Annotated in this window: 11 protein-coding genes and 1 other annotated feature; of the genes, 7 read left to right on the top strand and 4 right to left on the bottom strand. The window is 50.2% G+C overall.

Annotated elements, in window-relative coordinates:
• The first annotated feature begins 5 nt into the window (after positions 1–5).
• The 4 genes from U2H13_RS16515 to U2H13_RS16500 all read left to right on the top strand — a co-directional run bounded on the left by U2H13_RS16515 (position 6) and on the right by U2H13_RS16500 (position 4,274).
• A complete protein-coding gene (locus U2H13_RS16515) occupies positions 6–1,196 on the top strand; it encodes a PLP-dependent aminotransferase family protein (RefSeq protein ID WP_103526610.1) in 1,191 nt (396 codons plus the stop codon).
• Between the two features lie 181 nt (positions 1,197–1,377).
• Positions 1,378–2,094, top strand: a complete 717-nt coding sequence (locus tag U2H13_RS16510) for a (Fe-S)-binding protein (RefSeq protein WP_014418920.1) — start codon at positions 1,378–1,380, stop codon at positions 2,092–2,094.
• Positions 2,095–2,121: 27 nt separating this feature from the next.
• A complete protein-coding gene (locus tag U2H13_RS16505) occupies positions 2,122–3,552 on the top strand; it encodes a LutB/LldF family L-lactate oxidation iron-sulfur protein (protein ID WP_007407375.1) in 1,431 nt (476 codons plus the stop codon).
• Positions 3,552–4,274, top strand: coding sequence for a lactate utilization protein C (locus tag U2H13_RS16500; protein WP_025649302.1), 723 nt, complete (start codon positions 3,552–3,554; stop codon positions 4,272–4,274). Before U2H13_RS16505 ends, U2H13_RS16500 begins: the two co-directional genes overlap by 1 nt.
• 36 nt (positions 4,275–4,310) lie before the next feature.
• Here the strand turns inward: U2H13_RS16500 and U2H13_RS16495 are convergent, their stop codons facing one another.
• From U2H13_RS16495 to U2H13_RS16485, 3 genes are all read right to left on the bottom strand, one after another.
• Positions 4,311–5,639, bottom strand: coding sequence for a GntP family permease (locus tag U2H13_RS16495; protein WP_014418918.1), 1,329 nt, complete (start codon positions 5,637–5,639; stop codon positions 4,311–4,313).
• A gap of 26 nt (positions 5,640–5,665) precedes the next feature.
• Positions 5,666–7,210: a gluconokinase gene (gntK, locus tag U2H13_RS16490; protein ID WP_017418880.1), complete on the bottom strand. Its 1,545-nt coding sequence runs from the start codon at positions 7,208–7,210 to the stop codon at positions 5,666–5,668.
• A 184-nt stretch (positions 7,211–7,394) separates the two neighbouring features.
• The gene (locus U2H13_RS16485; RefSeq protein WP_017418881.1) at positions 7,395–8,252 is read right to left on the bottom strand and encodes a MurR/RpiR family transcriptional regulator; all 858 of its coding nucleotides are present in this window, start codon (positions 8,250–8,252) and stop codon (positions 7,395–7,397) included.
• 151 nt (positions 8,253–8,403) lie between these two features.
• Between U2H13_RS16485 and U2H13_RS16480 the strand changes: the two genes are divergently transcribed.
• Entirely contained in the window at positions 8,404–8,562 is a 159-nt protein-coding gene (locus U2H13_RS16480) for a hypothetical protein (RefSeq protein WP_014418916.1), read from the top strand.
• Positions 8,563–8,653: 91 nt separating this feature from the next.
• Positions 8,654–8,893: a binding site (T-box leader), on the top strand.
• A 61-nt stretch (positions 8,894–8,954) separates the two neighbouring features.
• Positions 8,955–10,295, top strand: a complete 1,341-nt coding sequence (locus U2H13_RS16475) for an amino acid permease (protein WP_376700540.1) — start codon at positions 8,955–8,957, stop codon at positions 10,293–10,295.
• A gap of 34 nt (positions 10,296–10,329) precedes the next feature.
• Here the strand turns inward: U2H13_RS16475 and U2H13_RS16470 are convergent, their stop codons facing one another.
• Entirely contained in the window at positions 10,330–11,247 is a 918-nt protein-coding gene (locus U2H13_RS16470; protein ID WP_003151595.1) for a DMT family transporter, read from the bottom strand.
• 97 nt (positions 11,248–11,344) lie between these two features.
• Between U2H13_RS16470 and U2H13_RS16465 the strand changes: the two genes are divergently transcribed.
• A complete protein-coding gene (locus U2H13_RS16465) occupies positions 11,345–12,238 on the top strand; it encodes a LysR family transcriptional regulator (protein WP_053285139.1) in 894 nt (297 codons plus the stop codon).
• The last annotated feature ends 91 nt before the right edge of the window (positions 12,239–12,329 follow it).

Raw genomic sequence — 12,329 nt, 5'->3', positions numbered from 1 at the left:
ATCACATGCAGGCCGAATCTTTTTTTTCTGACCATGTAAAGAAAGCTCTGACAAACGATCCTCCCGGGGAATGGATGCCGGCAGTTCCGAAAGCGTGCATCCCCCTGCATTCCGGCTATCCCGATCCCGCACTCGTTCCTGATAAGGAGCTGAAAGAAGCCGCCGCCCACCTTCTGGATGAGGAGCGCGATCTGCCGCTGCATTATATGGGAAGCCCGAGGACGGCCGTTTTAAAAAAGCAGATTCAAGAACGGTTAGCCACCCGCGGCATTCACTGTCGGGACGATGAGCTGCTCGTGACGTCAGGCGCCTGTCAGGCGATAGATCTGGCAGCCCGGGTTTTCCTCGATGAACAAACCGCCGCTGCCGTTGAAGCTCCGGTCTATATGGAAGCGCTCGAGATTTTTAAAAATTACACACCGCATATCATGAGCATTCCGACAGATCAAGAGGGCCTGCAAACAGAAACATTAGCGTTCATGCTTGAGGAAAGAAAACGAAAAGGGCTTCTGATTCCCCGTCTTCTCTACACGATACCCGCTTTTCAGAATCCTGCGGGAACCGTAATGTCAGCGAAGCGGAGAACCCGCCTGCTTCAACTTGCCGAAGCGTATGATTTTCTCATCTTGGAGGATGATGCATACGGTGAGCTCGGATTCACTGATATTCCGCCGCCTTTGAAAGCTATGGATCAAAACGGCCGGGTGCTGTACGCCGGTTCATTATCAAAAGTCATCGCCCCGGGTATGAGGATCGGCTGGATTGCAGGGGACGCCGCATTCATCACGGCATTGTCATGGTTAAAAAAAGACTTAGGCCACCCGTTTTCCCAAGCGGTGACCGCCGTCTATCTGGAACAAACGAATGTGGAAGAACGGCTCGCCGCCTTGCGGGAAGCATATCGAAGCAAACGTGACGTTTTGCTCGCCGCATCAGCGCGATATCTTCCGGAATCCGCATCCTGGCACGTGCCTGAAGGCGGTTACTTTGTATGGGTGAAAGCGCCTGGGGCGGGTACATCCGCAATGCTGGCGAGGGCTCTTTCTCACGGCGTTTCCTATGTCCCCGGAAAATATTTTTTTCTGCATCAGGAAGACGGTGCGGAATATCTTCGCCTGTCGTTCAGTTATGCCGGTAAAGCCGCGATAAAAGAGGGTGTGCAAAAACTGGGACGCCTGCTGGAAAACGGGATGTAGAGCAGCATGAGGAGCTTTCGGGCTTCTCTTTTTTTGTCCCCTTCAGCACATCAGGCGAAAGGATTTTTCAGAAAAACCTTCCAATCCATATTCAGAATAGTGTAGGATATTCATAGAGCTTTCCCAAAAACAGGTCATCAGATGACCGGATCACATATTGAGGATGAAAGAGGGGTTCATCATGAAAGTCTCATTATTTGTCACGTGCCTTGTGGATATGTTCCAGACCAATGTCGGAAAGGCGACGGTTGAGGTGCTGGAACGGCTCGGGTGTGAGGTGGATTTTCCCGAGGGGCAGATTTGCTGCGGGCAGCCCGCATACAACAGCGGGTATGTGACGGATGCGAAAAAAGCGATGAAGCGGATGATTGCCGCGTTTGAAGAAGCGGAGTACGTCGTCAGTCCGTCAGGTTCCTGTACGACGATGTTCCGTGAATATCCGCATCTGTTTCAGGATGATCCGAAGTGGGCGGCAAAAGCGCAGCAGCTTGCGGACAAAACATATGAGTTAACAGATTTTATCGTCAACGTTCTCGGGGTGGAGGATGTCGGGGCGGTGCTGCAAAAAAAAGCGACAGTCCATACATCGTGCCACATGACGAGGCTGCTCGGCGTGTCGGAGGAGCCGATGAAGCTTTTGCGCCATGTCAAGGGGCTCGAGCTGACCGCGCTTCCCGGAAAGCACCAATGCTGCGGATTCGGAGGAACGTTTTCTGTGAAAATGGCGCAAATCTCTGAACAAATGGTGGATGAGAAGGTCGCCTGCGTGGAAGACACGGAGGCCGAGGTGCTGATCGGGGCGGATTGCGGATGTCTGATGAATATCGGAGGGCGTCTTGACCGTAAGGATAAAAACGTCAGAGTCATGCACATCGCCGAAGTGCTGAACAGCAGATAACACGAGAAACAACAAGGGGGGAAAATCATGGCGATGAAAATCGGTACCGCCGCTTTTAAAGAGCGGGTATCAGAAGGAATAGATAATGAGTTTATGAGAGGAGCCGTCTCCGGTGCGCAGGAACGGCTCAGGACAAGAAGGCTTCAGGCGGCCGAGGAATTGGGAAACTGGGAGGATTGGCGTTCCCATGCGGAAGAAATCAGACAGCATGTGCTGGACAATCTTGATTTCTATTTGGAACAGCTCGCCGAAAACGTCGCCAACAGAGGCGGACACGTCTTTTTCGCCGAAACGGCGGAAGAAGCGTCCTCCTATATCCGCGATGTCATCCGGCAGAAAAACGCCAAAAAAATCGTAAAATCCAAATCCATGGTAACAGAAGAAATCAATATGAACGAAGTGCTTGAGGAAGAGGGCTGTGAAGTCACAGAAACGGATCTCGGCGAATACATTCTCCAGATTGACGACCACGATCCGCCGTCACATATCGTTGCTCCCGCTCTTCACAAAAACAAAGAGCAGATCCGTGACGTGTTTAAAGAGAGACTCGAATACAAACAGACGGAAAAACCGGAAGAGCTCGTCATGCACGCGCGCAGCGTTCTCCGGAAAAAATTTCTCGAAGCGGATGTCGGCATTACAGGCTGCAACTTTGCAATCGCGGATACCGGATCGGTCAGTCTCGTGACGAACGAAGGAAACGGCCGCCTTGTGTCCGCGCTGCCGAAGACGCAGATCACCGTGATGGGAATGGAGCGGATCGTTCCGTCATTTTCTGAGTTTGAAGTGCTTGTCAGCATGCTGACGAGAAGCGCGGTCGGCCAGCGGCTTACAAGTTACATTACGGCGCTGACGGGACCTCGTCAGCAAGGAGAAGCTGACGGGCCTGAGGAATTCCACCTTGTGGTTGTGGACAACGGGCGTTCCCGCATACTCGGCACGGAATTCCAATCGGTGCTGCAATGTATCCGCTGCGCCGCCTGCATCAACGTCTGTCCCGTGTACCGGCATGTCGGCGGACACTCGTACGGGTCCATCTATTCGGGTCCGATCGGCGCCGTCTTATCGCCTCTTCTCGGCGGATATGACGAATACAAGGAGCTCCCGTACGCATCTTCCTTATGCGCGGCCTGTACGGAAGCATGTCCCGTTAAAATTCCGCTGCACGAGCTGCTGCTCAAGCATCGGCAGAACATCGTGGAAAAAGAGGGCAAAGCGCCGATCAGCGAAAAACTGGCGATGAAAGCCTTCGGGCTCGGCTCGTCATCCCCGTCCCTTTATAAAATGGGATCGAAATGGGCGCCTGCCGCCATGACGCCGTTTACGGAAGATGACAAAATATCAAAAGGGCCGGGGCCGTTAAAAGAATGGACGGCAATACGGGATTTCCCGGCGCCGCATAAATCGAGATTCAGAGATTGGTTTAAAGACCGGGAAAAACAAAAGGGGGAAGAATGATGATGAAAGGGACGGTTACACATCAGGAATCCTTTTTAAACCGGATCGCCGAAAGTCTGGGCAGAGAGCGCAGGAAATCAGGCGTGTCCCTGCCTGAATGGAAGTATCAGCCTCAATATCAAACGCATGCGGACTGTACGGAAGACGATCTTGTCACGATGCTGAAAGACCACTGCGTCAACATTCATACCGAACTGATCGAAACGGATGCAGCCGGGCTTTACGACGCTTTGCGCACGCAGGTGAACCGCTTTGAAGGAGGGCCTGTCATCATTCCGAAGGACAGCCGGTTTGAAACGTACGGCTTGCAGACCCTTATGACAGAAGAGTGGCCGGATGAAGGGATTCCAGTTTGGGAATGGGACGCGGAACAAGGAGCGAAAAATATTGAAAAAGCGGAACAAGCGAATGTGGGCATCACATTCAGCGAGATTACGCTTGCAGAATCAGCCACCGTCGTTTTGTATGCGTCAGAGCATGCCGGCCGTTCTGTCAGCCTGCTTCCGACCACCTATATCGCAATCATCCCGAAATCTTCCATTGTGCCGAGAATGACACAGGCCAGCGATATACTGAAACAGCAGATCAGAGACGGCGTCACCGTTCCTTCCTGCATCAACTATATTACTGGACCGAGCAACTCGGCCGATATCGAAATGGATTTGGTTGTCGGCGTCCACGGACCCGTTAAAGCCGCTTATATCCTTGTGAATGACCGATAAAAAAGGCAAACCCCGGTTTTCGGCCGGGGTTTGTTTTTATATAAACGCGTTAATAATCATGATAAAACAGATCGCACTGACAGAAATAATCGTTTCCATCGCCGTCCATGTCAGGAATGTTTCTTTTACTGTCATTCCGAAATACTCTTTAATGAGCCAGAAACCGGAGTCATTGACATGTGACAGAATCAAAGAGCCCGCTCCCGTTGCCAAAACGAGAAGCTCACTGCTGACGCCCGGCATGACAGATGCAATCGGTGCAACAATGCCGGCCGCCGTCATCATGGCGACAGTCGCTGAACCTGTGGCGACACGGATGACCGCTGCGATCGTCCAGCTTAAAAGAACGGGAGAGAAGCTTGAATGCTTCGCAATGTCAGCAATATACGTGCCGACGCCTGAATCAATCAGGACGTTGTTAAAAGCGCCGCCGGCTCCGATCACAAGCAGAATGGAAGCGATCGGTCCGAGACAGTCATTGCTGAATTTTAAAATGCTTTCTCTGTCAAAGCCCTGATAAAAACCAAGGCTGAAAAAGGAGTACACCGTGGCGATCAAAAGCGCCGTGACAGGGTCGCCGATAAATTTAAAAGTTTCATAGAGCGCGCTTTTTTCCGGAAGCGCAATTTCGGCAAGCGTTGCCATAAGCATCAGGATCACCGGTACCAATATCGTAAACAATGTATTTGCGAATCCCGGAAGCTTGCGTTTTTCATTCCGTTCAATAAATTGTTTTTTCAACAGTTCGGGAACGGGTTTATGAATGCGCTTACCAATCCATTTTCCGTAAAGCGGCCCCGCGATGATGGCAGTCGGAATGCCGACGATTAAAGAAAACAAAATCGTTTTTCCGACATTGGCGTGATAAATGCCGACAGCCGCCATCGCCGCCGGGTGGGGCGGAACCAATCCGTGCACGACGGAAAGTCCCGCAAGGAGCGGAATCCCGATCGTCACTAATGAAACGCCGGTTTCAATCGCAATCGTAAACAAAAGCGGCACGAGCAGGACGAAACCGACCTGGAAAAAGACCGGGATGCCGACGATAAAAGCGACGGCCATCATCGCCCAATGCACTTTCTTTTTGCCGAAGCGGCCGATCAGGGTGTGGGCGATACGCTCCGCACCGCCTGATTCAGCCATCATTTTTCCGAGCATCGTACCGAGGGCCAGCACGATCGCAAGCAGCGACAGCGTATTGCCGAGCCCGGTTTTCATCGAAGCGATAATGTCCGGCAGATTCATGCCCGTTGCGAAACCGACAAGGATGGATGTAATCAAAAGACTGATAAACGGATTTAATTTAGCGACCGTAATCAATAAGAGTAAAACGATAATAGCGGCAATGACAATAAACAGTAACATGACCTTTTCACCCTTTCAAAGAAGAATTAACGGCTTTGTTTGAGCTGAAATTCACTGATGACGTCAAATTCATCTTTGAGCTTGTCATACAGCCGCTCGTATAAGTAAAACAGCTCAATATATGTTTCGCTGTTTTTGACGTTCGGTTCATGACGGTGAGAAATTCTGATCCAGTCCTGAACATCCTCGATCCGTTCCATTTCGCCAAGGCTGTGCAAAGCGAGAACGGCCGCTCCGAGCGCCGAGGCTTCGTAACTTTCCGGAACGAGGACTTCCCGTCCCATCGTATCGGACAAAATCTGCCTCCAAAGCGGCGATCTCGCAAATCCTCCTGAAGCCCGCACGTCTTTTGCGGGGCCCGCCAAATCTCTCAGTGCGACACCGATTGAAAAGACGCTCATGATGACGCCTTCCAGCACCGCTCTGATAAAATGCTCCCGTTTATGGCGGAGGCTGATGCCGAAAAACGTTCCGCGGGCATTCGGATTCCAAAACGGCGCGCGCTCCCCTGATAAAAACGGCAGAAACAGCAATCCCTCAGAGCCTGCGGGCACTTTATCAGCGATATCAATCATTAAATCGTACGGATCAATGCCGAGCCGCTTCGCCGTTTCGACTTCCGGAGAAGCGAATTCGTCTCGAAGCCAGCGCAGCATAATGCCTCCGTTATTCGTCGGGCCTCCGATGACCCAATGCTTGTCAGTCAGCGCGTAACAGAATGTCCGCGCTTTTTCATCCGTAATCGGCGCATCCGTCACCGAACGCACGGCTCCGCTCGTTCCGATCGTAACGGCCACTTCGCCTTTGCCGATCGCGCCGACTCCAAGGTTGGCGAGCACGCCGTCATTTGCGCCGATAATAAACGGTGTATCCGCATGAATGCCCATCCGTGCAGCGATTTCCGGCGCAAGGCCGCGCAGCTGATGAGTGGTCGGCACGATGTCCGACAGCTGATCTTCCCGGATTCCGGCAATCCGGAGCGCTTCTTCATCCCAGGAAAGCGTATCTAAACGGAACAGCCCCGTTGCCGAAGCGATCGAATAATCGACGACATAAGTTCCGAAAAACTCGTGCAGAATATATTCTTTCATACTGATGAATTTGGCGGTTTTCGCGAATGTCTCCTTGTCCTGTTCTTTCATCCAGACAATTTTGGAAAGCGGAGACATCGGGTGAATCGGCGTACCCGTTCTTTTATAAATATCAAAACCGTTCATCTCTTTTAAAATCCGTTTTGATTGCTCGGCGCTGCGGTTGTCCGCCCAAATGATGCTTTTGGTCAGCAGGCCGCCGTTTTGATCGACAGCTATCAATGAGTGCATGGCGGTGCTGATGCCGATTGCAAGCAGATTGTCAGGACTCAGTCCGGCCTTTGTGACGGCTCCCCTGATGCTTCCGATAACCGCTTCCAAAATGTGCTCAGGATCCTGCTCGGCCCATGCCGGCTTTGGCTGTATTAAATCATAGTGAACCGAATGCTTGGCTAACACTTTGCCTCTTGGTCCGAACAGAACGGCTTTCGTACTGGTTGTGCCGATATCCAGACCGATAACAGCTTGGGTTTCCTTCATAATATATCCCGCCTAATCTGATTGAATAATAAGATAGATTGATAATGTATGCCCTTACAAAGTCAATTATAGGAATAATTTTTTTATAAATCAACGATGAAGAAGAAAATTTTTTTCATAAAATTGCCTCAATTCCCGCTGTATCGGCATTCTCTCTTTTGAAAAATAAATATTCAGAAAGCGATTACAAACGTTTGTGCGCGATCATTTTTCTGATTTGCTGCAAGTTGGCGAGCGTTTTCTCCTGCCGCAGCCGGGCCGTGGCGAAATACAGTGTATCAATGACCGACAGCTGGGCAAGCCTTGCGGACATTGCTTCCGTTCTGAAAGCCGTCTCCCTTGTTGACGTATACAGCACCACGTCGGAAATCTGGGTGAGCGGCGACTTTTGGTAGCTTGTAATGCCGATCGTGCCAGCGCCGAGCGATTTGGCCATTTTCACCGCGTCAAGCACGTCCTTATTGCTTCCCGAATGAGAAATGCCGATGACTGCGCTTTCGGGACCGAGAAGACCCGCTGACATCGCCTGAAAGTGAGAATCCGTGTGTGCGATGCAATTTATACCCGTACGCATAAATTTGTGATACGCGTCAGTGGCGATCAGCCCGGAACCGCCGTTTCCGTAAAATTCGATTCTGTCTGCGCGGTGGATCATTTCTACCGCTTTTTCAACGTCGGCCGGATCTAATAAATGAAAGGTATCGGTCAGACCGGAAATGTTTGTGCGGAAAACTTTCTGGATGATGACTTCGATATCGTCGTCGGGGCTCATTTCTTCATGAATGTGCTGCACCGGCTCCTGAACGATCTCCTGAGCAAGCGCGATTTTTAAATCCTGATAGCCGGAAAAACCGAGCCGTTTGCACAGCCTGAAAATCGTCGCTTCAGAGCTTTTCGTTTTTTCCGCCAGCTGAATGATGGAAAGGTGAACCACGTCTTTCGGTTCCTTCACGATATGGTCTGCAATCGCTCTCAATTTTGGCGACAAACCTTTGCTGGCCGCCTGAATCTTCCCGATGCTGCTTGAATTCACAGGGGTCATGCTATAACCTCCCTACTCGAATGTAAACGCATACTTTTATGATAAAGCAAGTTTCAATATAAGGAAAACAGAATTTTAAAATTGTTTTTTCAATTTTGTATATAAAAAAAGAGAAAAAGCCGCCGATGATAGAAAGTGAGGAGGCACCTGAATGAAAAAAGTATGGATTCTCGTCATATCATTCGGCATTGCGCTTGCGCTGTTTTTATACGCAAACACAAAGGTGAAAGCGGAAAGCGCGGCGCCCGGAAAGCAAAGCCTTGTGTCCGGATTTCAGCTGAAATTTCCGAATCACCGGGTAGGACAATAGGCGGCAAAAATTAGTATTGACTTTGAAAATAGAAGACTGTATATTATGATACTATATTCAGAAAATAAAAACTCAAGAGATTCATTTAACATAAAACACTGTGAACGGGAGCAGTAAAAGAATCCAGTCAAAAAAAGAGAGCCGCGGGTTGGTGCAACGCGGACTGATTGTTCTTTGAACTCGCCCGGAAGTGGCAGGGCGGAACGGAATTGTCGGAATATTCCCTATGTCCTAACGGCTGACCTTCGTTAAAAGGTTTTTAAGCTGGATTCCGGATATTCGGGATCAACAAGAGTGGTACCGCGGCTGCCTGAGGCACGCCGTCTCTTTTCCTAAAGAGGCGGCGTGCTTTTTTATGTGATGAACACTTTTTGCGAGAGGGCGTGTGATAGATGGAAAAGGACAAGCAAACGTTAAAACGGACGATGTCGTCCAGACACATTATGATGATGGCGCTTGGAGGCGCGATCGGGGCCGGGCTCTTTAAAGGCAGCAGCACGGCGATTGATGAGGCGGGGCCGTCCGTGCTGCTGGCCTACCTCCTCGGCGGAATCATTCTGCTATTTATTATGCAAGGGCTGGCCGAAATGGCAGTCAGAAACAAACATGCAAGGACGTTCCGTGATTTGGTTCAGCAGTCGCTCGGATCGTACGCTGCATACTTTTTAGATTGGATCTATTGGAAAATGTGGGTGCTCAATATTGCCGCGGAGGCGGTCGTAGCCGCCATTTTCATTCAATATTGGCTGCCGGAATGTCCGATATGGATACTGGCTCTGATCATTTCCATCGTGGTGACGGTCGTAAACATGCTTTCTGTGAAACTGTTTGCCGAGACGGAGTACTGGCTCGCGCTTATTAAAATTACAGTGATTGTCATCTTTATTTTATGCGGGATTCTGCTTTTATTTTTCTCATTCGGCAATCACACGGCGCCGGGGCTGTCTCATTTAACGGATCACGGAGGATTTTTCCCGCATGGAGCGGGGGGCGTCATTACGGCGATGCTCGTCGTGATCTACTCATACGGCGGAACGGAAATCATCGGCGTCACGCTGGCGGAGACAAAAAATCCCGAAAAGGTGATCCCGAAAGCTGTCCGAAGCACGTTAACGCGGATTGTCGCTTTTTACTTGCTGCCGTTCTTCATCATCGCCAGCCTGATTCCTTGGAATCAAGTCAACAGCGTTCCCGAAAGCCCGTTTGTCATAGTATTTAAGATGATCGGAATTCCGGGTGCCGACCATATTATGAATGCCGTCATTCTTCTTGCGATTATCTCGTCTATGAATTCGGGACTGTACGGATCATCCCGCGTCTTGTTTACGCAGGCTTCTGACGGCCGGGTGCCGAAAGTTTTTTCAAAACTATCGAAGAAAAAGGTTCCCGTCTATGCGATTCTGACTTGTACGTCATTTTTATATGTAGGCGTCCTGATTTCTTTATTCGCAGGAAGCCGGACGTTTAATTATTTGATGGGTTCACTCGGCTATACGGTGCTGTTCATCTGGCTGATTATCGGCTTCGCCCATTTGAAATCAAGAAAACATTCAACAGAACAGCCGGCTTATTACGTCAAATGGTTCCCATACACGACATGGTTCGCGGTGCTTGCGCTTTTGGCCATCCTGATCGGCGTAATTGCGACGACATCCATCGTCATCACATGCATCACTGCGGCCATCTATCTCCTCATTACGGCTGCGTATCTTGTGAAAGGGAGACGTCAATAAATAAAAAAACTCTTGCCCCGCGGCAAGAGTTTTTTTAATGAACGGCCTTTTTTTCTGCGGCCAGAGCAGGTGTTTTCAGTTTTTTCGGTGTTATATTCACAAAACAAATGCTTGTGACGATCAGAAGCAGTCCGGCTAAAAGGCTGACGGTAAGCGGCTCATGCAGGAATATCGAGCTGACGACAATGGATATGAGCGGGATCAGGAAGGTGTAAGAGGCAACCTTGCTTGCTTCCCCTGAACCGACAAGCGTAAAAAAGGCGAGCCAGCCGAGCGCGATAACAAAAACTGAAATGAACAGAAGGCTCAGAATGAACGGAGCTTTCCATTGAATCGCTGAAAAGCTTTCTGAAAAATGGCCGGAGCTGACAAGCAGCACGCCGCCGATCAGAAGCTGAAGAGCGACCATCCAGATAGAATCCGCGCGTCCGCCCGTTCTTTTCACATATACCGTGCCGAGCGCCCAGCTGACCGCAGAGCCTAAGGCCAAAAGAATGCCGGCGATGGAAATATGGCCTCCGAAACCGGCTGCGCTGATGACGGCGACACCGGCAAAGCCCAGAATAAGACCGGCTATTTTTAAAGGATACATCGATTCCCCGAGCCACAGCCAAGAAAAAACGCCCATTAACACCGGCTGGAAAAACACGATGGCTGAAAATAGGCCGGCAGGCAGGTAATTCAAGCCGACCGTTTGCAGGCCGTAAAATAAAGTAATATTTAAAATGGCAGAAATAAGATAGATCGGCCACGTTTCTTTAAAACGCAGCTTTTTAAAACGGGGCAGCGCCACCATTAATAATAGAAGTCCGCCGATCAGCGTGCGGATTCCGGCAAACAGAAGAGGCGGCGAATAGGCAAGCGCGGCCTTTGTCAGCGGCCAGTTAATTCCCCATACCGTGACTAGAAACGCCAGCATAAGAGCCGTCTGTATTTTCGAAAGCTGTTTCACGTCGTTCACTCCTTGTAGAACAATTCCATCATATGATACGGTAATCAGTAAGATAAATAAAATGAATCTTTTTTATAAGGAGCATAAGTAAAACGTTATGACGATTACACAACTGCGGGTTTTTGTTCAAATCGCTGAAACGGGAAGCTTTACAAAAGCGGGGCAGGCGCTGAATATGACGCAGCCCGCCGTCAGCCATGCCATCTCTGCGCTTGAGTCAGAGCTCGGCATCAAGCTGATCATCCGCGAGCGCCGCAACGGCGTAAGGCTCACGGACACGGGCGGAAAAATTCTCGTCCATATCAGAGAGGTGCTCAAAGGCATAGAAAAAGCCGAGCAGCTGGCGGCCGCGGAAAGAGGTCTTGAACAGGGAACGATTCACATCGGCACATTTCCGGCCGCTTCCGCTTATTTCATTCCAAAGCTGATCAGCGTGTTTAAAAAACGGTATCCGAAGCTTGAACTGGTGCTTCATGAAGGAACGGCGGACGAAGTAAAAGAATGGCTGCAATCCCGGATGATTGACGCGGGCATTCTGCTGTTCCCGACAGAGGATATGGATTACTTTCTGCTGAAAAAAGACAAAATGGCAGCGGTTATGCATAAAGATCATCCTCTCGCCGCACGCTCAACCGTAACGATAAAAGATCTGGACGGTGAACCGATGGTGGTTTGCGAAGGCGGTTACACGTCACCTTTTGCAGGCCTGTTTAAACAAGCCGGTGCCGAACTTTGCGCGGCCTTTACCGTGTTTAATGTCAGCACGTCCATCAATATGGTGCGGGAGGGGTTGGGCATGGCAATCTTATCCGATATGTCCATGGCCGGCAATCCCCTCCCGGAAGAAGTGGTGATTAAAGAGTTTGCGCCGGATGTATTCAGGGAGGTGCAGCTGGCGGTTCCTTCCATGAAAGACGCATCACTTGCCGCCAAGCTTTTTATTGATGTCGCCGAGGAGCTGTTCATCCGTAAGAAAACCGCCGCTGACTGATTGTTCGAAGATCATCGAATCAAATTGTTTAACTCACGGGAAAAGCTGTGGTAAGGTGTGTGGAGAGACCTTGTTTAAGATCTGCTTACAC

Origin of the sequence: Bacillus sp. A1 (assembly GCF_042296235.1) — a bacterium.
GTDB lineage: Bacteria > Bacillota > Bacilli > Bacillales > Bacillaceae > Bacillus > Bacillus velezensis.
The sequence above is the reverse complement of the archived record's forward strand: the minus strand, read 5'-3'. Positions and strand labels throughout refer to the sequence as shown.

Coding starts and splice junctions, on each gene's coding strand:
- U2H13_RS16515 (WP_103526610.1), top strand. CDS start 6: ATGCAGGCCGAATCTTTTTTTTCTGACCATGTAAAGAAAGCTCTGACA.
- U2H13_RS16510 (WP_014418920.1), top strand. CDS start 1,378: ATGAAAGTCTCATTATTTGTCACGTGCCTTGTGGATATGTTCCAGACC.
- U2H13_RS16505 (WP_007407375.1), top strand. CDS start 2,122: ATGGCGATGAAAATCGGTACCGCCGCTTTTAAAGAGCGGGTATCAGAA.
- U2H13_RS16500 (WP_025649302.1), top strand. CDS start 3,552: ATGATGAAAGGGACGGTTACACATCAGGAATCCTTTTTAAACCGGATC.
- U2H13_RS16495 (WP_014418918.1), bottom strand. CDS start 5,639: ATGTTACTGTTTATTGTCATTGCCGCTATTATCGTTTTACTCTTATTG.
- gntK (WP_017418880.1), bottom strand. CDS start 7,210: ATGAAGGAAACCCAAGCTGTTATCGGTCTGGATATCGGCACAACCAGT.
- U2H13_RS16485 (WP_017418881.1), bottom strand. CDS start 8,252: ATGACCCCTGTGAATTCAAGCAGCATCGGGAAGATTCAGGCGGCCAGC.
- U2H13_RS16480 (WP_014418916.1), top strand. CDS start 8,404: ATGAAAAAAGTATGGATTCTCGTCATATCATTCGGCATTGCGCTTGCG.
- U2H13_RS16475 (WP_376700540.1), top strand. CDS start 8,955: ATGGAAAAGGACAAGCAAACGTTAAAACGGACGATGTCGTCCAGACAC.
- U2H13_RS16465 (WP_053285139.1), top strand. CDS start 11,345: ATGACGATTACACAACTGCGGGTTTTTGTTCAAATCGCTGAAACGGGA.